At 52.8% G+C, this 17,840-nt stretch carries 23 protein-coding genes and 2 tRNA genes; 18 read left to right on the plus strand and 7 right to left on the minus strand.

All coding sequences use genetic code 11. The features are described from left to right. The 7 genes from ACZ47H_RS01255 to ACZ47H_RS01285 all read left to right on the plus strand — a co-directional run bounded on the left by ACZ47H_RS01255 (position 1) and on the right by ACZ47H_RS01285 (position 6,092). Positions 1-1,131, plus strand: a complete 1,131-nt coding sequence (locus ACZ47H_RS01255; RefSeq protein ID WP_464933416.1) for a thiolase family protein — start codon at positions 1-3, stop codon at positions 1,129-1,131. A gap of 18 nt (positions 1,132-1,149) precedes the next feature. After that, positions 1,150-1,551 carry a Zn-ribbon domain-containing OB-fold protein gene (locus ACZ47H_RS01260; protein ID WP_464933417.1) on the plus strand — a complete coding sequence of 134 codons (402 nt, stop codon included), beginning with the start codon at positions 1,150-1,152 and terminating at the stop codon, positions 1,549-1,551. Then, the gene (gene hmgA / locus ACZ47H_RS01265) at positions 1,551-2,801 is read left to right on the plus strand and encodes a hydroxymethylglutaryl-CoA reductase (NADPH) (protein WP_464933418.1); all 1,251 of its coding nucleotides are present in this window, start codon (positions 1,551-1,553) and stop codon (positions 2,799-2,801) included. The genes ACZ47H_RS01260 and hmgA overlap by 1 nt, the downstream gene beginning before the upstream one ends. Continuing rightward, positions 2,785-3,306: an NUDIX hydrolase gene (locus ACZ47H_RS01270; RefSeq protein ID WP_464933419.1), complete on the plus strand. Its 522-nt coding sequence runs from the start codon at positions 2,785-2,787 to the stop codon at positions 3,304-3,306. The genes hmgA and ACZ47H_RS01270 overlap by 17 nt, the downstream gene beginning before the upstream one ends. A gap of 80 nt (positions 3,307-3,386) precedes the next feature. After that, positions 3,387-4,214 carry a mechanosensitive ion channel family protein gene (locus tag ACZ47H_RS01275; protein ID WP_464933420.1) on the plus strand — a complete coding sequence of 276 codons (828 nt, stop codon included), beginning with the start codon at positions 3,387-3,389 and terminating at the stop codon, positions 4,212-4,214. A gap of 137 nt (positions 4,215-4,351) precedes the next feature. Continuing rightward, positions 4,352-5,185, plus strand: coding sequence for a D-aminoacyl-tRNA deacylase (locus tag ACZ47H_RS01280; RefSeq protein WP_464933421.1), 834 nt, complete (start codon positions 4,352-4,354; stop codon positions 5,183-5,185). Between the two features lie 31 nt (positions 5,186-5,216). Then, positions 5,217-6,092 (plus strand): DMT family transporter, encoded by an 876-nt coding sequence (locus ACZ47H_RS01285; RefSeq protein WP_464933422.1) that lies wholly within the window; start codon positions 5,217-5,219, stop codon positions 6,090-6,092. Between the two features lie 14 nt (positions 6,093-6,106). Here the strand turns inward: ACZ47H_RS01285 and ACZ47H_RS01290 are convergent. From ACZ47H_RS01290 to ACZ47H_RS01300, 3 genes are all read right to left on the minus strand, one after another. Continuing rightward, positions 6,107-6,307 (minus strand) — tRNA-Gln (locus ACZ47H_RS01290). 56 nt (positions 6,308-6,363) lie between these two features. Further along, a complete protein-coding gene (locus ACZ47H_RS01295; protein ID WP_464933423.1) occupies positions 6,364-6,789 on the minus strand; it encodes a hypothetical protein in 426 nt (141 codons plus the stop codon). Positions 6,790-6,856: 67 nt separating this feature from the next. Then, positions 6,857-8,875: a 3-hydroxyacyl-CoA dehydrogenase/enoyl-CoA hydratase family protein gene (locus ACZ47H_RS01300; RefSeq protein ID WP_464933906.1), complete on the minus strand. Its 2,019-nt coding sequence runs from the start codon at positions 8,873-8,875 to the stop codon at positions 6,857-6,859. Between the two features lie 144 nt (positions 8,876-9,019). Between ACZ47H_RS01300 and ACZ47H_RS01305 the strand changes: the two genes are divergently transcribed. The 6 genes from ACZ47H_RS01305 to ACZ47H_RS01330 all read left to right on the plus strand — a co-directional run bounded on the left by ACZ47H_RS01305 (position 9,020) and on the right by ACZ47H_RS01330 (position 12,571). Next, positions 9,020-9,292 carry a hypothetical protein gene (locus ACZ47H_RS01305; RefSeq protein ID WP_464933424.1) on the plus strand — a complete coding sequence of 91 codons (273 nt, stop codon included), beginning with the start codon at positions 9,020-9,022 and terminating at the stop codon, positions 9,290-9,292. A 222-nt stretch (positions 9,293-9,514) separates the two neighbouring features. Further along, positions 9,515-9,772 carry a metal-dependent transcriptional regulator gene (locus tag ACZ47H_RS01310; RefSeq protein WP_464933425.1) on the plus strand — a complete coding sequence of 86 codons (258 nt, stop codon included), beginning with the start codon at positions 9,515-9,517 and terminating at the stop codon, positions 9,770-9,772. Positions 9,773-9,880: 108 nt separating this feature from the next. Beyond that, positions 9,881-10,642 carry a pyridoxal-phosphate dependent enzyme gene (locus tag ACZ47H_RS01315; RefSeq protein WP_464933908.1) on the plus strand — a complete coding sequence of 254 codons (762 nt, stop codon included), beginning with the start codon at positions 9,881-9,883 and terminating at the stop codon, positions 10,640-10,642. 4 nt (positions 10,643-10,646) lie between these two features. Then, positions 10,647-10,865: a hypothetical protein gene (locus tag ACZ47H_RS01320; protein ID WP_464933426.1), complete on the plus strand. Its 219-nt coding sequence runs from the start codon at positions 10,647-10,649 to the stop codon at positions 10,863-10,865. Then, entirely contained in the window at positions 10,852-11,847 is a 996-nt protein-coding gene (locus ACZ47H_RS01325) for a lysylphosphatidylglycerol synthase domain-containing protein (protein WP_464933427.1), read from the plus strand. The genes ACZ47H_RS01320 and ACZ47H_RS01325 overlap by 14 nt, the downstream gene beginning before the upstream one ends. Continuing rightward, positions 11,834-12,571 (plus strand): TatD family hydrolase, encoded by a 738-nt coding sequence (locus ACZ47H_RS01330; RefSeq protein ID WP_464933428.1) that lies wholly within the window; start codon positions 11,834-11,836, stop codon positions 12,569-12,571. The genes ACZ47H_RS01325 and ACZ47H_RS01330 overlap by 14 nt, the downstream gene beginning before the upstream one ends. Here ACZ47H_RS01330 and ACZ47H_RS01335 read toward each other — a convergent pair. From ACZ47H_RS01335 to ACZ47H_RS01345, 3 genes are all read right to left on the minus strand, one after another. Further along, entirely contained in the window at positions 12,568-13,281 is a 714-nt protein-coding gene (locus ACZ47H_RS01335; RefSeq protein ID WP_464933429.1) for a diphthine--ammonia ligase, read from the minus strand. The two genes, ACZ47H_RS01330 and ACZ47H_RS01335, sit on opposite strands and share 4 nt — an antisense overlap. Beyond that, positions 13,266-13,553, minus strand: a complete 288-nt coding sequence (locus ACZ47H_RS01340) for a hypothetical protein (protein WP_464933430.1) — start codon at positions 13,551-13,553, stop codon at positions 13,266-13,268. Before ACZ47H_RS01340 ends, ACZ47H_RS01335 begins: the two co-directional genes overlap by 16 nt. Positions 13,554-13,616: 63 nt before the next feature. Next, positions 13,617-13,838 (minus strand): hypothetical protein, encoded by a 222-nt coding sequence (locus tag ACZ47H_RS01345; protein ID WP_464933909.1) that lies wholly within the window; start codon positions 13,836-13,838, stop codon positions 13,617-13,619. A 200-nt stretch (positions 13,839-14,038) separates the two neighbouring features. Between ACZ47H_RS01345 and ACZ47H_RS01350 the strand changes: the two genes are divergently transcribed. From ACZ47H_RS01350 to ACZ47H_RS01370, 5 genes are all read left to right on the plus strand, one after another. Next, positions 14,039-14,827, plus strand: a complete 789-nt coding sequence (locus tag ACZ47H_RS01350; RefSeq protein ID WP_464933431.1) for a hypothetical protein — start codon at positions 14,039-14,041, stop codon at positions 14,825-14,827. A 79-nt stretch (positions 14,828-14,906) separates the two neighbouring features. After that, positions 14,907-15,230: a ribbon-helix-helix protein, CopG family gene (locus ACZ47H_RS01355; protein ID WP_464933432.1), complete on the plus strand. Its 324-nt coding sequence runs from the start codon at positions 14,907-14,909 to the stop codon at positions 15,228-15,230. Between the two features lie 20 nt (positions 15,231-15,250). Beyond that, positions 15,251-15,365, plus strand: a tRNA-Met gene (locus ACZ47H_RS01360). A 180-nt stretch (positions 15,366-15,545) separates the two neighbouring features. Then, positions 15,546-16,715: an FAD-dependent oxidoreductase gene (locus ACZ47H_RS01365; RefSeq protein WP_464933433.1), complete on the plus strand. Its 1,170-nt coding sequence runs from the start codon at positions 15,546-15,548 to the stop codon at positions 16,713-16,715. A gap of 17 nt (positions 16,716-16,732) precedes the next feature. Then, positions 16,733-17,158, plus strand: coding sequence for a helical membrane plugin domain-containing protein (locus ACZ47H_RS01370; RefSeq protein ID WP_464933434.1), 426 nt, complete (start codon positions 16,733-16,735; stop codon positions 17,156-17,158). 9 nt (positions 17,159-17,167) lie between these two features. On the opposite strand, the gene ACZ47H_RS01375 is transcribed toward ACZ47H_RS01370, so the two are convergent. Continuing rightward, positions 17,168-17,725 carry a helix-turn-helix domain-containing protein gene (locus ACZ47H_RS01375; protein WP_464933435.1) on the minus strand — a complete coding sequence of 186 codons (558 nt, stop codon included), beginning with the start codon at positions 17,723-17,725 and terminating at the stop codon, positions 17,168-17,170. Positions 17,726-17,840: the final 115 nt, after the last annotated feature.

A 17,840-nucleotide genomic window follows, 5' to 3' on the forward strand; every position in this document is an offset into this window, starting at 1 on the left:
ATGGTGTATGTGACAAGGGCTGGCATGGTTAGGGTTGGAAGACACTACGAGAAGGGGCCTAGGGACCTCGCCTTCGAGGCGGTAAGGGAGGCCCTCTCCCACGTGGATGCTGACAGCATAGACTACCTCGTGGTAGCATCGAGCATGAGCTACCTCCAATCCCCCCAGCTCGACCTCGCAGCCTATATTGCCTCCAGCCTAGGAGTGCATGTAAAGTCCGCTCTAGCAGTGGAGGCGGGAGAGAACAGCGGTTTAGCCGCAGTAGAGGTCGGAGTCAACCTCATCAGGGCCCACGCTGCGGAGAAGGTTCTAGTAGTGGGGGTAGACAAGCTAACAGACTATCAGAGCAACCCGACCTATGAGATGCTCGAGGCAATCTACGATACCGAGAGCGACGCGGTCTACAATATAGGCCACGCGGCCCCCCTAGCCCTCCTGATGAGAATGTATATGGAGAAATACGGGGTCGACAGGGAGACGCTAGCCTACTGGCCCGCGCTAATGCATGCCCATGCAAAGGAGAACCCCTATGCAATGCTGAGATTCGCTATAAAACCGGAGAAGGTGGCGTCGGCTATGCCGATAGCAGAACCGATAACGCTCCTAGACGCCTACCCGCTGGGAGACGGTGCTGCAGCAGTCCTCCTATCGAGCGAGGATGCTAAGGGAGACCACCTCGCCAAGATAACCAGTGTAGCGAGCGCAGTCGGCACTCCATCTATAGCTCTAGCAGAGGATCCGCTCAGCCTAGACGCTGTAGCTAAGCTCGCCTCAGAGCTGAATATAGCCTCCGAGAAGATCGACGTAGTAGAAATACACGACAGCTTCACCATAACAGGCATCCTGATACTAGAGTCGCTAGGCCTGGCGCCGAGGGGTAAGGCTGCCGAGCTTGTGGCTAGCGGCCACTTCTCAGCCGACGGCGAGGGTCCCCTTGTAAACGCGAGTGGAGGGCTCAAGGCGAGGGGTAACCCGATAGGCGCTACTGGAGTATACATGGTCGCCGAGCTGGCGCTGCAGCTTGCCGGAAAGTTCCCTGGTGTGAGGAGGGATGGCGCCGAGAAAGGCCTCGCTGTTGGAGTAAACGGCCACGGATCCTCGGCTAGAATGATTGTTTTAGAGAAGGCTTAGATGGAGGGGTGATGTGGAGTGGTATTACCCAGGTGGTGGAGGAAGAGGATACCCAGATACAGGCTGATTGGGGCTAGGTGCAGGTCCTGCGGCAGAATACACTACCCACCCAGGAACGCCTGCCCCTACTGCGGCTCAACCGAGCTGGAAGAGGTCCAGCTCCCCAGGACTGGAGTGTTGGAGAGCTACACGGTAGTATATAGTGTTCCCGGCGACTCCAGGCTACACGCCCCAGTACTAGTTGGCCTCGTCAAGCTCGACAACGGTGTCAGGCTGGTGGCTGAGCTAACCGATGCCAGCCCCGAGGAACTGAAGACCGGCATGAGGGTAGAGGCTGCTATGAGGAGGATAAGGGAGGACGGCGACACCGGAACAATAATGTACGGGATAAAGTTCCGGCCAGTCCTGGGGAAGAGCTGATGAGCAAGGATCTCGACGAGATACTTGAGAAGCTTGAGAAGGGAGAAATATCATTATCAAGGCTCGAGAAGATAATTGGAAACGCCAACCTAGCAGCCCTTGCCCGGAGGATTTTTTTAGAGCGCAAGCTCGGAATAAGCCTGTCCTCGATAGCCAGCACGATCCTAGATTTCGAAGTACTCTATGGGAGAAACATTGAGAACCCTATAGGCGCCGTACAGATCCCTGTCGGAGTAGTTGGACCTCTCCGCGTGAACGGGGAATACGCTAGGGGCGACTTCTACGTCCCCCTGGCAACAACCGAGGGAGCCCTGGTAGCAAGCATATCCCGCGGCGTCAAAGCAATCACCCTAAGCGGGGGCGCAACAACAAGGATAATCGCAGACGGCATGACGAGAGCCCCTCTAATAAGAACTGAGAGTGTAAGCGAGGCCGTGAAATTAGTAGCGTGGATCAGGGAGCACTGGGATATGCTCCGGGAGGAGGCCGGCAAGGCTACTAGGCATGGAGCACTAGTAGACTTCTACCCTTACATCGTGGGAAACCTGGTCTGGATAAGGATGAAGTATAGCACGGGCGATGCTATGGGCATGAATATGGCTACTATCGCCAGCGACAGGGTCTGCAGGAGAATACTAGAAGAGTACCCAGGCAGGATAGAGTGTGTAGCTCTCAGTGGGAACATGTGCTCTGATAAGAAGCCGGCTATCGTGAATAGGCTCCTTGGGCGAGGCAAGTACGTGGTAGCAGAGGCATTGGTGAAGAGAGAGGTCGTTGAGGAGAGGCTGAAGACAACGCCGGAGGCGATACACTACGTTAATATATCGAAGAATCTCATGGGCAGCGCTGCCGCGGGGAGCCCCTCCTACAACGCCCACGTAGCCAACATTATCGCCGCGATCTTCCTAGCCACCGGTCAAGACGCGGCCCAGATAGTAGAGTCGAGCCTAGCCTTCACCTGGACCGAGCCCCGCAGCGAAGGACTATACATCTCGGTAACACTCCCCAGCCTGGAAGTAGGGACTGTCGGGGGAGGAACAAGGCTCCCAACTCAAAGGGAGGCTCTATCAATAATGGGTGTAGCAGGCGGCGGCGACCCCGTGGGATCTAACGCCCTGAAATTCGCTGAGATCGTGGCAGCAACGGTGCTGGCGGGGGAGCTCAACCTCCTAGCCGCTCTAGCCGCAGGCCACCTGGCCTCGGCCCACGAGCTTCTGGGTAGGGGGAAGATCCGTGGAGGACAGAGTTGAATGCAGGGGGAGAAGGGTAGCATTCACCTCGAGGATAGAGGAGCTGCCAAACGGGGTAAAGCTGAGGGTTGATAGAGTAACCTTCCCCAACTCAGTCACAGTACTCCCCATCACGACTAGGGACTGCACAGTCTACCTGATAAAACAGTATAGGCCAGCAGTAGGCGAGTGGCTATTGGAGGCTCCCGCAGGGGTTATAGATCCCGGCGAGTCTCCAGAGGAGGCGGCGTCAAGGGAGCTGGCCGAGGAAACAGGGCTGCATGGTGGAAAGCTAGTTAAGATCGCCGAAGGATACACGAGCCCCGGCTACTCGACAGAATACATGTACATCTATCTAGCATTAGACCCTGAGCATGGAGAGGCTAGGCCGGAGAACTACGAGGTTATTGAAGAGCTGGTTAAGCTGAGCATCACAGAGGCTCTTTCAATGATAAGGGAGGCCAAGATAAGGGATCTCAAAACAGTCTACTCCATAATAGCCGGTAAGGACTATTGCAGCGAGTGACCCTGCTGGGCGTTCGAATAGATGACCATAATCTTTTAAAAAGGAATCGAATTAACAGCCCTAAATCAGGTGTTAAATTAATGAACACCACGAGTAACAATGTGTTTACAGAGCCTCTACCAGTCGTGGGCTTCAGCCTATTCCAGCTAGCAATATTCATCATAACGTTAATCGTTGGAATAATCATTGTCAGGGTTATCTCAAAGCTCCTTAGAAAAACGCTCGAGAAGGCTGGGGCACCACCATTAGTAGTAGGGTTGCTTGACAGTATTGTGAGAGTTATAGGCTACGTATTGGTAATACTCGCAGCCCTACCCGCCATTGGAATAAGCACCGGTACTGTAACACTAGGACTATCCGCAGTAATTGGCCTCATCCTAGGGTTTGGCCTCCAGGATACATGGACCAATATGGCCGCCGGGGTATGGCTGGCTATCATCAGACCCTTCAACAAGGGAGACTTTGTAGAGGTGGCAGGCTACTCGGGTATCATAGAGGGTATCGGAGTAATGTCTACTGTCCTAAAGACGTTCGACAACGTCGTGATAACCATACCCAACAAGAACGTATGGGGAGCCCCAATAGTCAATTACACGAGGGAACCAATTAGGAGGATAACCCTGGACGTGGGAGTCGCCTACGGTACAGACCTCGATAAGGCGATAAACGTTGCCATGAAGGTTATCAAGAGCCATCCAAAGGTGCTCGAACAGCCCGAGCCTGCAGTGGTTGTAACAGAGCTAGCCGACTCCTCCGTTAACCTGCAGCTCCGTGTATGGGTGAAGAAGGAGGACTATGGAGCTACAAAGGCTGATCTTGTGAAGGCGATCTATGAAGAGTTCTCAAGGAACGGTATAGAGATACCGTTCCCGCAGCTGGATGTCCACATAAGAGACATGCCCAAATAAGAAATTTAATTAATCACATAAATTATTAAATATTTTTCCCAGATTCTTTCATGATCCTTTCATCCTAGTCAAACAACTAATAAACAATCAACCCACGAATGTTCTAGCGAGAAGAGATTGACAAGGGGAATGCGAGAGTGAAGCCGAGGCTGTCAATAGTGTATAATATCGGGGACCCTGCCGGTAGAGGGGCAGCTGAGAAACTGCTCCAGATACTCGACTGGAAGCAAGCGGCTTGCACCGGGGCCCAAACCTGCTATGAGATCCCGAATACGGCAGTGCTTGCAGGCTACGACACAGAGCAAGTCTACTTCGACTTCCTAGACGAGTCGCCGGACCCAGATGCAGACGCGGTCATAGTCCTCTCGAGGCATAGCAGTTCGAGTGCAACCCCGAGCCTAACAACCCACCACACAGGAAACCCTACCTCCAAGACGCTTGGAGGCGAGCCCTACAAGCTCTCAACAGCCGCCCCACCATTATCTAAGGCGTTATTATCAAGGTACAAGGAGACAGCCGGCTCACGGGGGTTGCTGGGAGAGTACGATCTCACCCTGGAAGCGACGCATCACGGTCCCACGAAGCCGACGAAGCCGCTCGTATTCATAGAGATTGGCTCAGTGGAGGAGAACTGGAGGGATGAGAGAGCACACTGGGCCATGGCTGAAGCCGTCGCCGGAGTGGTGGAGGAGGGTTTCGGAGACTGCACGCCGGCAGTAGGCTTTGGAGACACACACTACCCGAAGAAATTCACTCAGATACACCTCGAGACAGAGTATTGTCTAGGCCACATTATACCCCGTTACGCCTTAAGAGAGGCCACTAGAGAGGTGATAATCCAGGCAGTCACCAAAACATGGCCGCGCACGCCGGAGGTAGCGTTCATACAGAAGAAGTCGGCGAGAGCGGAGACCAGGAACATGATTAAATCTATCATGGAGGAGCTGGGCGTCGAGGCTAGGATCATATAGCTAGAATGGTCCGCGAGGTGCTACAGCACGGATGGAGGATACAGTGGGCTATCTACTCGCACTAATATCGGGCCTCCTATTCGGGGCCAGCGATTCCCTGGTCCGCGCTGCCTCAGCAAAGCTTAAGCCGCAGCAGAACCTCATTATAAGCCTCCTTGTAGGCACCCCCCTCATATGGGTAACAGCTCTACTTCTAGGCGAGCCGAGGCTTAGCGTGGGCGGAGTACTCGCCTATATAGTAGCTGGGCTTCTCAACTTTGTAATAGGCAGGCTACTATTCTATTACTCCATCACCTACAGCGGGGCTACAACAGCGTCGATCCTAACGAGCCCAACAGTAGCGATAGCAGCGCTGCTTGCTTTGATATTCCTTGGCGAACCACTATCATTGAGAGGAGCTGCTGGAGTGCTCCTCGTCACGTTGGCAGTGCTTATCGCATCCTATAATCCATCGGCGAAACCCCTGCATGGGGGCAAGGCTTCCCTAGGCGCTGTAGCCGGTGTCGCAGCAAGCATAGTGTTCGCTTCAACGGCGGTCCTCGTGAGGGCAGCCTCCAGCATCTGGCAGGCGGACCCCCTCTATGGAGCCGCCATATCCTACACTTCAGCCCTCCCAGTAGCTCTCGCTTGGGCTAGGGGAAGCCTCAAGCCCACAGAGGATAATAAAAGACACCTCTACTACATGGTATCTGCAGCCATCATTGTAGCGTTGGCCCAGGTGACAAGATATTATGCACTCTCAACACTATCAGTCGCGAAGGCAACCGTGCTAATATTCCTCTACCCGTTCTTCACACTATTCTTCTCGTCGATAATGAGGAGCGTGACAGGCGAGAGGCCTAGACCAATACACTTGATCGCAGCGAGCCTGGCTGTTATAGGGATTTTCCTCGTAGAATATGGTTGAAGGAGGGAAGGGAGTGGTAGCCGGGCGGGGATTCGAACCCCGGTCACGGGGGTTCTTCTAGCGGGCCCCACCCCTCTGCCGCATTCTACCACTATTCGCGAACTGGCCTTATAAAGGAATCTCTGGCCCGCCAGCATCCTTATGTAGAGAATATGGATGCGGGGTGGGGCCCGCTATCCAAAGCCCCGCATCCTTGGCCGCTAGACGACCCGGCTACCCTCTACTATATTTAGATCTGGGCCGCAGTCTATTAAACGCTTCACTTCCAGGGCTAGAAGAAGTCTGTGAGAGCCCGTATCTTTCTCCGGGCTCCCCTCCTCTCTTTCTCCCTCGATGCTCCAGCAGCTAAGTCGCTGATTATGGCTTCAACCAGCTCTTCCCAGCTTGCTTCACCGGTTATCCAAGCCATAGCCTTCTCCGAGTTCTTGGAGAGACTCCGGAGGAGGTCCTGCCATCTAAGCCCTGCCCTGTGCATTTCCTCGGACCAGTGGTCCCAGAGGTATTTCGGGAGCTTGTTGCCAGCGAATACTATGTATTTCGCCTTTCCTCCCTGAGCCTCGTAGAGGGCTCTTAATGCCTTCTTCACAGCCTCGGGTTCTGGAGGAGGTTTTATGATAGTCTTATCCATGCATAGCCCCCAGCTATGGTAATAGTCGTCTATCCTAATAATGATTGTGAAAACAACGCTTGTAGGCACTCGGATATAGCCTGTAGGGGAATGGAAAAATTATTGTTTTCGAGGGTGGTAGGGTCCCGCGGGTAGCCTATCTACCCTTGAACTTGGGCTTCCTCTTCTCGAGGAAGGCAGTTACTCCCTCGATCACGTCTTCTGTTGAGAAGAGGAGGCCGAATAGGTGGGCTTCTAGGGCTAGTCCCGCCCATATGTTGGACTCTAGCCCATACTCTATAGCGTACTTGGCGGCCATGAGGGCGAGCGGCGGCTTCTCCGCTATCTTCAGTGCCAGAGCCCTAGCCTCCTGGTCCAGCCTCTCAGGCGGTACAACCTTGTCTACTAGCCCGATCTTCTCCGCTTCCCTGGCGGGTATCATGTCTCCCGTGAATATCAGCTCCTTGGCCCTACCCCTACCTACTAGTCTGGGGAGCCTCTGGGTTCCGCCAGCTCCTGGTATGAAGCCTAGGTTTATCTCGGGCTGCCCTAGCATCGCGTCCTCGCTGGCGATCCTAATGTCGCCGCTCATCGCGATCTCTAGGCCTCCGCCTAGCACGTAGCCGTGGAGTGCTACTATGATCGGCTTGGTGTAGAACTGCATCTTCAAGGTGAGCTCCTGGAACCTTCTCGAGAACTTTGCAACAGAGATCGGTGTTACCCCTGCAAATGCGGTAACGTCTGCGCCAGCACTGAAGGCTCTACCCTCTCCCTTCAGTATGACCACCCTGACGTCGTCATCGTCCTCTAGCTCGTCTAGGGCCTCTCCTAGCTCCTTTAGTAGCTCGGGGCTGAGAGCGTTGTATTTCCTGGGCCTGTTTAGGATTACCCAGGCTATCGGCTTCTCCTTCCTTATTATGATTGTATTCTTCTTGATCTCCTCTACCTCACCGTACTCGTAGAAGCCCTTACCAGTCTTCCTTCCAAGCTCTCCCTTCTGAACCTTCTCCACTAGGAGAGGGTCTGGCTCCATCTCTTCTAGGCCGAGGTCGGTCTTCAGCTTTCTAAGGGCCTCAACTATCTTGTCGAGACCGTATTCGTCCGCGAACTCGAATACTCCCTTAGGCCATCCTAGGCCCAGCTTCACAGCCTTATCGATATCCTCCTTGCTCGCCACGTCGTTCCTCAGGAGCCATGCCGCCTCGTTGACTGCTGGGGCTAGTATTAGGACGGGGTCCACCTTGCCCGCCAGCTCTTTTGGTATGTTAGGCCTGGCATACTTGCCGGGGGCTGGATAGGTGTAGAAGCCTTTACCAGTCTTCATACCATATTCCTTGGCCTTAAACTTCTCCTCGTAGAGTGGGCACGGGGTTATATTGAAGCCCCTCTCCTTCATCGCCGTGAAGACATAGTAGAATACGTCTATCCCCGAGTAGTCGCTGAGCTCGAATATACCCATAGGGAGGCCAAGCACATATCTTACTGCAGCATCGACCTCCTCTATAGTTGCGAGGCCCTTAGCTACAAGATGGCAGCCAGTGTTAAGGAACCTTCCCAGGATCCTGTTGACTATGAATCCGGGAACATCCTTCTTCACTAGTACAGGCTGCTTCCCGAACTTCTTCGCTAGAGCCATAATGGTTTCAACTGTTTCATCACTAGTCTTCTCACCGCGTATCACCTCTACTAGCGGCATTAATGGTGGTGGGTTGAAGAAGTGCATCCCAATGACCTTCTCGGGCCTCTTAGTTGCAGCGGCTATCTCTGTTATGGGTAGGCTGCTAGTGTTGGTTGCAAGTATGGCGTGCTCTGGGGCGTGCTGGTCGGCGTAGGCGAATAGCTTCTGTTTGAGGTCGAGCCTCTCAATAATAGCCTCGATCATAACATCGGTCTCTTTCAGCACTTTAGCGAATTCCTCTGTATAGTTCCCGTTCTCGTCGAGGTTCACTATGGGCGTTATCCTCTCCATTACGGCCTCCACGCTATCCCTCAGCATCCCCTTCTCGGCCAGCTTTGATAGGCTCCACTTGATCTTCTCGAGAGCATTGTCTAGTATCTCCTTCTTGATATCAGCCAGGTATACCTTATACCCGGCTACAGCGGCCACCTCGGCGATGCCATGACCCATCGTTCCCGCTCCAACCACGGTTATCGTCTTTATATCGTCTACTTTCACCATAGGATCTCACACCCTTGACTCGATTATAGGTAGCAGTAGTGTTAGCTAATATTCGTGTAGCCGTTGCTGTAATTGTTATCTATGATAAGGGGATATATTTAAAACCTGCCCGTTAGACCGGGGGTTAATCGGGTGTAGCGTGTGAGCGAGTACATAGATGAGGTAAAGAAGCTAGTTAGGGAGGAAGCCCAGAAGTACGGGCTAAAGATACTCCCCCGCGGCAAGAACTCGTTCAGCCTAATGAAGGGCGGCCAAGTATATATGACTATAAGGGATACCGGGGACAACGTGGAGATCAGCTTCCAGGGGCAGAAGTACCTGTACGACAAGTTCTATACCAAGCCAGAACACCTAGCACAGGTAGTGTTCAACGTTCTAGAAGCCCAGCACAGGGAGATAAAGGAGGAGAGCTAACCGGAACCACCCGGTCCATAGCCTCCTCCTTAAACCACTAAGGAGAGCGTAATAATATTCTCTGCCGGATTCCAGATTATTCCAATATCCTTAGAGTAGGGTGTTTAATGCTCGCCATTCTAAAGCCGATGCTTACCATACCCTAGCACTCCCTACCGGCCCTATGCCCGTATAACTGACGTAACGGAGCTCCTCGGGGCCAAGCCGCCAACCGTTTTAGGGATGATTAGGCGCCTGGAAAGTAAGAGCCTCGTCAATTATATGAAGCATCACGACGTAAGGCTTACCGAAGAGGGGCGGAGGCACGCTGAAAAGATCGTTGAGGCCCATGAACTCATAAGAAAGTTCCTAATAGCTATTGGCGTTGACGAGGAGAAGGCTAACACGGAGGCAGAGTTAATAGAACACTTCCCAAGCGAGGAGACCCTGCAGAGGCTGAGGCTTGTTTATGAAAAGCGCATTAAGAACTGCAAGCTGTGACGAGTATAATTAGGTTACCTTAACCATGCCTACAAGCCTCACCGAGACAACGGCTTTCTAATTATACTAGTCCTGCACAATATCCTTGGCTCGGGGTAGTGGGTGGAGATGGCCTGGTCCCTATACTGTCCGAGATGCGGCTGGGAAGGCGCCGGGGAAGAGTACCACCCCTATTGTCCTAGATGCGGCGGGCCCTTAGAAGTCAAGGGGACCCTACCAGTTCCCCCCAGGCCCATCCTCGGCGAGGGCAGTACTCCCCTAGTGGTTGATCATGAGGGGGCCGCTTACAAGCTGGAATACCTCAACCCTTCCGGGAGCTTCAAGGACAGGGGTTCATCCCTATCAGTCTACCTGGCAAGGCTCCTCGACTATGACTGCGTCGTAGAGGACTCCAGTGGTAATACTGCATTATCGGTTGCAACGTATGCTGGGAGGCTCGGGCTGAAGGCTAGGGTCCACGTGCCCGCCACCGCTTCGAGGGGGAAGCTTGCCCTCCTAAGATTTCTCGGTGCTGAAGTAGTGCTCCACTCATCCAGGGATGAAGCTGGGGAGGCGGCTAGGAGGGAGTCTGGGTCATGTTATTATGTGGCGCACTCCACCAGCCCCGTCTTCCTTAAAGGGGTTGAGACTATCGCTTCCGAGCTTGCTGAGGTTGCACGAGACCGGACTATATTTGTTCCAGCCAGCTCGGGGAGTTTGTTAATCGCGCTCTACAGGGGATTGAAAGAGCTCGGCCTGGAGCCTAGTATAGTGGCTGTACAGTCTCCGGCCGCCGCGAGCCTATCTGGTAGGGTCCCAGTCCTTGCAAGGCTCGGCTCTGAGAGTAAGATGCTCGAACGCACTGGTTCTCCGCAATCCTCCCAGGCTTGATGAGATGGTTGAGGCCGCTACTAGAGGCGTGGTTGTGGTGGGGGACGAGTATGTGAGGGGCGCGTGGAGGAGGCTTGCGAGAAGGGGCTTTATAGTAGAGCCCTCGTCTGCAACTGTACTAGCGGCGGCTGAGGCTTTAGGAGAGGAGTGCCCCCTACTGGTGCTGACCGGCAGTGGATTGAAGTACTACGAGAGGATGGCTGAGGAGGTTGAACAAGAGTAACCAGAAGCACACGCTGCTAGTGGGGGCATTACTGCTCTTCGCCCTATCAGGGCTGAGCCTAATACACCTAGCTGGAGGCATAGGCAACTTCATTAGAGTCATTGTTGAGATAGACTATAGGGTTCTAGTCGCTATGGTCTTCCTACTCCTAGCAGATATCGTGAGGGGTGTGAGGCTAGTCGCTCTCTCCAAGAGCATGAATAAAAGGGTAGGCCTGCTCTGGGCAGTGGTTAGCAGGCTTGTTGGAAGGTTCTTCGGCATACTAACCCCCGCCTACTCAGGCTCCACCCCAGCCCGCGCGGCAGTGATAGCGGCGGAGACGGGGATGCATGCGGGTACAGCGTTTGGCCTTGCAACATTGGAGAGCCTCTTCGACACATTCCTACCCATAACTATAACACTGATCCTAACAATCCCCCTACTACCCAGAACCTGGCTCCCCTTTCTCACATCACTCTTCCTCGGAGTCATGTGGATCGGTGGGATTGCATGGGCGAAGACGGAAAAGTTTACGAGGTTCATAGAAAGAAGGTTTAGAGGTAAAAGCTACACATGCTATCTATTGAGGCAGAGGGATCTCTTCTTAGAAAGCCTCTCCTCTATCGTGAAGGATAGGTTCATCGTAGTAGTTGGAGGGACCCTTACACTGATGGCTCACCTGCTCGAAACATTCTCAATCATGATCCTATCCCCCACACCACTAACCCCCCTAGACTGGAACGTTCTCTGGAATCTATGGAGGTCCTTCCTAGCCCTCGAGATCTCAAATGTTATGGTTATGAGCCCCACGCCAGGTGGAGCATTATTCTTTGAGTATGGGCTTGCAGGAGTATTGGATCCAGAGACCCTGATAGGATGGCGTATAACCTACATACTCTTCAGCCTTATACCCGGCTTTCTCCTCATACTCATAACTGGCAGGATGAGGAAGTATCTTGAGCACGTTGTTGAAGAAGAGGTGAGAGCCTGTGATCGTGGCTAAGTACTACGATATGCACATACACCTATACGAGTACGAGGACCCCGAGGCCGCCGCGTCTACTCCAGGAACCCTTCTTGTAGCTGTCAGCGACGATCAAGCATCACTCTACAAGACAGTCGAGCTGTCGCACTCCTACGATAACGTCATACCCTGCGCGGGCTACCACCCATGGAACCTTAAGAATGGAGGCAGCATACAGGAGGCGCTCGAGGTTGCGAGGACCGCGTATAGGCTGGGAATACACTGTATTGGCGAGGTTGGGTTAGACACGAAGTTCCTCCCCTCTCCAACACTCCCCATGCAGGAGGAGATCTTCAAGGTATTCCTTGACCTCGCAAGGGAGCTTGATGCCTACGTGACTATACACTCTCCGGGAGCTTGGGGTAGAGTGTTATCAATGCTCGTAGATGCCGGGGTGGGGAAGGCTATGTTCCACTGGTATACCGGCCCCCTCAGCCTCATAGACGAGATAGTAGCAGTGAACTACTATGTATCAATAAACCCAGCTATAGCTATACAGGAGAAGCACAGAAGGGTAGCTGAGATAGCCCCCTTAGACCATATGGTGTTTGAGAGTGACGGTCCATACGTTTACAGGGGAGTGAGGCTGGGCCCTGAGCTAATACCACGCTCCATATCCTTAGTCGCCGAGTTAAAGGGAGTCCCCGAAGAGATTGTTAGAGAAGTAGCCGCTAGGAACTCGCATAGGCTTCTCTTCTCCTAAACTCTTGATTTCTCTACAAGCACCACCCTGCGAATTCGCAACTCCCACTCGTAGGGTCCCTTCTTGACAGGCTCTCCCTCCACATGCAGCTTCCTATGGAAATGTGGAGCGTCTACTACTAGCGTCTCGGCCTCGCCTCCCTCGAATGCTGGGTGGAAACCGTGCTTCTCCGAGAGCATTATGATCTCCTCGACCTCCTCCCGCCCTATCGGCTTACCTAGAAGTCTCGAGGGTAGGCCGTATACTGCTATCCTGGTGATTATGAATGTGAATCCCTCCCTCACCAGCCTCCTCATATACTCTACCGGGTCCCTCCCCCAGAGTGGCGCGTAGACTTCCACACCAAGCCTATCAGCTATCCATGCTATCCTCTCGTACTGGTACCTGCTGGCTAGGGCTCCAACTGTCAGTGCTTCGAAGCCGACTCTCTCTTTGAGCTTGGCAAGTATCTTGGCCAGCTCCTCCACCTCCCTCTCCTTTACCCCGCTGACCCCGTACTCATAGTAGACTTGCATTAACCCCATCGCTTCAGCCTGGTACCTTGTTAGAGAGGTGTAGGGTACATGGAACATCCAGCTATCGCTCCGCCCGGGTCTTACCGATAAGATGCATGCTGGATGGTAGCCTTCCCGGAGAGCCATATAGAATGCGTAGTTGCTGTCCTTACCCCCGGATATTAGACCGCAAACCCTCTTCAACTCTCCAGCCACTCCTCCATCTTAGCAAGGCAGTATTCTCTAGCCCTCGAAAGGCTTCCTCCTGCAGGGTCGCTCTCGCTACTAGCTGTGAGCCTAAGGTTGATTAGCTCCCTCCTCCCTGGGGTTTCGAGGATCACCGCTTCACAGCCTGGCGCTATGGTGGTGTAGCATATCCTAGCGTTTATGCTCTCCTCCCTTATCTCCTCGCTGCAGTCGGGCTTCTTTTCTAGGAGCTTGTAGGCGTCTATACTGTACAGTCTCTTCCCGGAGAATTCTATCTTCACTACCCTGTAATGGTCTTGGAAAACCTCTTCCTCTAGGATATAGCCGGGTATGGGGGACCCCCCTTACTCCTCCTGTATGGGAGTCGCTACCACTAATTGCCTTCCACAGAATGGGCAGCGGTAGTTTAGCTTCCTAGCATCGGCTGCGCAGAAGTATGCTCCATAATCCTTAGCACACCTGGGGCACGTGTATACTACCTCTGTCTTCCTAGCCGCGCCGGGGTGCTGGCCTGTTAGGCTTAGGTATCTACCGCAGACCCTGCACCTAACCAGCACCCAGCCCATGTGGCCGTGCGCATTTGTTCCCCGGATCAGCCCTATGGTCACTCTATTATCCACCCGACTATTCCAACGGGGATTGGATGGGCTTAAAAGAGATGCTATTCAACCCGTCTTCCCGACCCATACTCTCTGCTCCAGCAGGTGCCTATACTTATTATCCAGCAACGTGGCATGCTTATTTCCGATGGTGGCGGGGGGTAGGATTGAACAAGATAAAAATGATAATAATTATATCATTTGCGGCAACGCTTGTATCAGCAGTGGTAGGAGTGGCGATCTACTACTCCTACCTGCACCCCTTCAGGGTGGCGGCTCATACTGGGAACTTGGAAGAAGTCTTATCACACGTCACATACTTAGAGTATAATGCTACTGACCAAGATGGACACAAGTATCTAGTAAAACTATGGAATTACCCCTCCAACAAGTCTGGGAAAGCAGTGCTCTACACCGACAATAATCTCACCTACACACTCTACTACCAATACTCTGGGCCAGGACTCACCTACGGAAAGATCGTATACCCCAATGGAACAATACAGGAGTATAAGGGTGCAGATGTCGTTATGATCGAGGACTACTTCCTAACCAGCCTCGAATTCTCATACGACAGTCAAAACAACACAGTGTACGCGTTCAAACCATTCCCCGGCATAGCCCCAGTTTACCTCCACAAGTTCCTACAAGAGAGGGTCCAGATCGACTGGAGTAAGGTAGGCAAGATAACCAGACAGAACGAGATAAGTCCACTCGTAGATGTAAGGGTCGGAGCTGGAAGTGTAAAGTTAATGAATAAAACACTAAACGGCGCTACAGTGCAGGTTATCCCCCGCGTTGTGGGTGCACCGACACCATGGGCCCAAGTACTATTCTCGCTAGCTATAGTGGATTATAATGGGCAGGCGCTTGTACCGGACTGGACTGCCACCATCACCGTCCCGGGGAAGGAGTATAGGGTCTCATACAGCCTCATCTCAATACAAACCTCCTAACCGGACGTATTACCCTTACCTTTAAACTTAGGGCTTGAAGGATAGCCTCCTATTAATTATTAGGCTACCGGAGGTCTCCGTGGAGAGTATTACTTCCGGTCACCCCTCCCCCAATTGGATACCTTGTACCCACTTCCTACAAGATACCCTATCAGCCAAGATCCTCCAGGGGAGAGAAGAGATGGCTACATCAATACCAATCATAATTGAGTATGGAGACTACAGCTACAGGGAAAAGCTCAGAGTAGTCACATTCAAGATCGAGCCGTCTAGGCTAGAAGAAGTAGACAAGGCAGCGCTAAAACTCGGTCTTTCAAGAAGCGAGCTCATCCGCTACGCACTAGACAGAATCATCGAAGAGGTCCTCAGAGGAAAAGCAACACTCAAAAACCCGAATCCATAGACCTCCTATTGGAAACGGGTGCCGCCGTAGCTCAGCCTTGGCAGAGCGCCGGACTCATACGGCACAGTCCCTGCCGAAGTCGCAGGGGCCTGGGAGATCCGGAGGTCCCGGGTTCAAATCCCGGCGGCGGCACCAATAAGCCTCCCAGGCCCCGCACACGCTTTCCTCTCAAATCAAAGTGTTGAGAATATTCTCAACCATATCCGGGGATTACGACTTAATAAGTATTTCATTGGACTGTCCTTACAGAACAAATATATCTATATAGATACCCCTCTAAACAATTAAACAACACGTGCGGATAAGGTGACGAGAGTGGCTAAGCGGATTGTTTTCCTTGGCGGGGGAACAGGTGGAATAGTAGGTTCTCTTGCCCTCGCTGAGGCTAAGAAGAAGCACAACCTAGACCTGGAAGTTACCGTGATAAACAAGGACGAGTGGCACTATATGCCACCCCTATGGATGGACGTAGCCCTCGAGGGGTTGCCAATTGAGAAGACTAGGGCTCCAATAAAGAATCTGGAAAAATATGGGGTCAACGTCGTTATCGGGGAAGCTACCAAGATAAATCCAGACGAGAGGAATGTCGAGATTGCCGATGGCAGGAAGGTTGAGTACGACTACCTCTTCGTCACGCTAGGCCTGAGGAACGGCTGGGAAGCCTACCCAGGCCTTGCCGAGGCAGGATACCACAACTATGACCCCGAGGCAGCTCAGGTTTTCAACAAGGCGCTCAACACCTTCAAGGGTGGGAAAGTAGTTATACTAGTCCCAGAAGTTCCGTTCAGGTGTGGAATATATCCAATGGAGTTTGCAAGCGTCCTAGGATACAAGCTCAAAGTCAAAGGGATCAATGCCAAGATAACCATCCTAAGCCCCAGTATGAACGGTATGGATATCTCGTGGGGTCTCGGCCCCGACATTAAGAGGCTGTGGAACAAGTACTTCAACAGGTTCGGAGTAGAGATCAAGACACACGAGGGTATAGAGAGAGTAGACCCAGAGAAGAAGGTGGTGGTAACCAAGAACTACGAGGAACCCTATGATCTCCTAGTAAAGGTGCCGCCGCCCAGACCCCCTAAGGTCCTCGAGGACCCCATGTTCCTCTTCGAACACGATAAGAGGTTCGTGAAGGCGAGGCCAAGGGACTTCCGCCACCCAGAATACGACGACATCTTCCTCACTGGAGAGCACTCGATGCCCCCAACAGGGCTGGGGACTGCAGGCGTATTCATACACGCAGCCACCTCAAAGGCCGTCAACCTCCTCCTAAACGAGCTATACGGTGTAGGAGAGGTACACGAGCACACTCCAGTGGCGTGTGTAGCCTACAGCGGCGACAAGGGCTTCATGGGAGTATGCGAGGTGACCTTCGACGGCGAGAAATATAACTGGCAAAAGTGTTATAATGTGATGGAGAGCTTCGCCATGAAGCTTGTAAAGAGAGCCTTCTACCAGGGATGGCTTGACAGGCTCAGGATGTAATGTGGGGGTGATGTGTAATGGTTAATGGTATAGAGTATAATGAGGTTGATGTAAAGGCTCTAGAGGACCTCCTCGAGGTAGCTAGGGAGCTGAAGAAGACCGGAGTACTAGGCATGCTAAAAGAGTTCGCAGAAAGCTACGAAGCTATGATGGAGGGCATGCAGGCCGACGTGAGCACCTTCAGGCTGGGGCTGCTATTAGGAGCTATGCTGGAAGCCTCCAGGAGGCTTGAGGCAGAGAAGGCAATATCCCTGAAGATGAACACTGAGGACGCGGCATACTGTATATTCAACAGTCTAGCCGAGACAAAGCCCTCCGAGGCCCAGCCGAGGGGAATGATAGGGCTAATGTCAGCGCTTAGGGACCCCAACGTCCAGAAGGGTCTAGGCTACCTGATTGCCATCGCCAAGAATCTTGGAGCGTGCCTCAAGAAGCTCAAGTAATAAAATATTTTAATTTTCAACAGGTATTTTTATACTATAACGGACCCTCCTACCATCCCTCCTCTTCTCAAGCAATCCCTCATCGCTGAGCTTCTTCAACACCGCGTATACGCGGTGCTTATTCAGTCCCGTAGCACTGATTATCTCGCTAGGACTCGATACACCATTCCTTATCGCCTCTAATACTATCCTCTCAGCCTCCTCGTCCCCGCCAGCCTCCACGCCACCAGCAGGTCCATGTAAGTCAGCGCCGCGATATTCATCCCCATCCATATCACTATCCGGATTCACCTCCACATGCTCCCGCTCCTTCATCCAAGCCTCTATCTCTTCAAGCCTACTCCTAAGAAGACCCACCTCAGCCTCAAGAGCCTCAATAGTATCATTAGCCTCCGACAGCTCACTCTTCAACAACTCAATAACCGCAGCCTGCTCGCTGGCAAGACTTCTCAGGTTACTGTTTAACTCCTCCAGCTTCCCGATTCTCTCCTCGAGGCGCTCAACCCTCTCCTTCAACTCGTAGTAATCACGGCTATCGAATCCCAGTATAAGTCTCATTAAACCCATAAACCCGCACCCGATAGTATACTTACCCCCGTCCACACGATTAGGCAGGAGAACAAGTTAATACCACGATAATAACGTGGTGTAAAGCCCAGTACGACCATGTGGGATTTGTTAT

The sequence above is a fragment of the Thermodiscus maritimus genome (assembly GCF_055382595.1).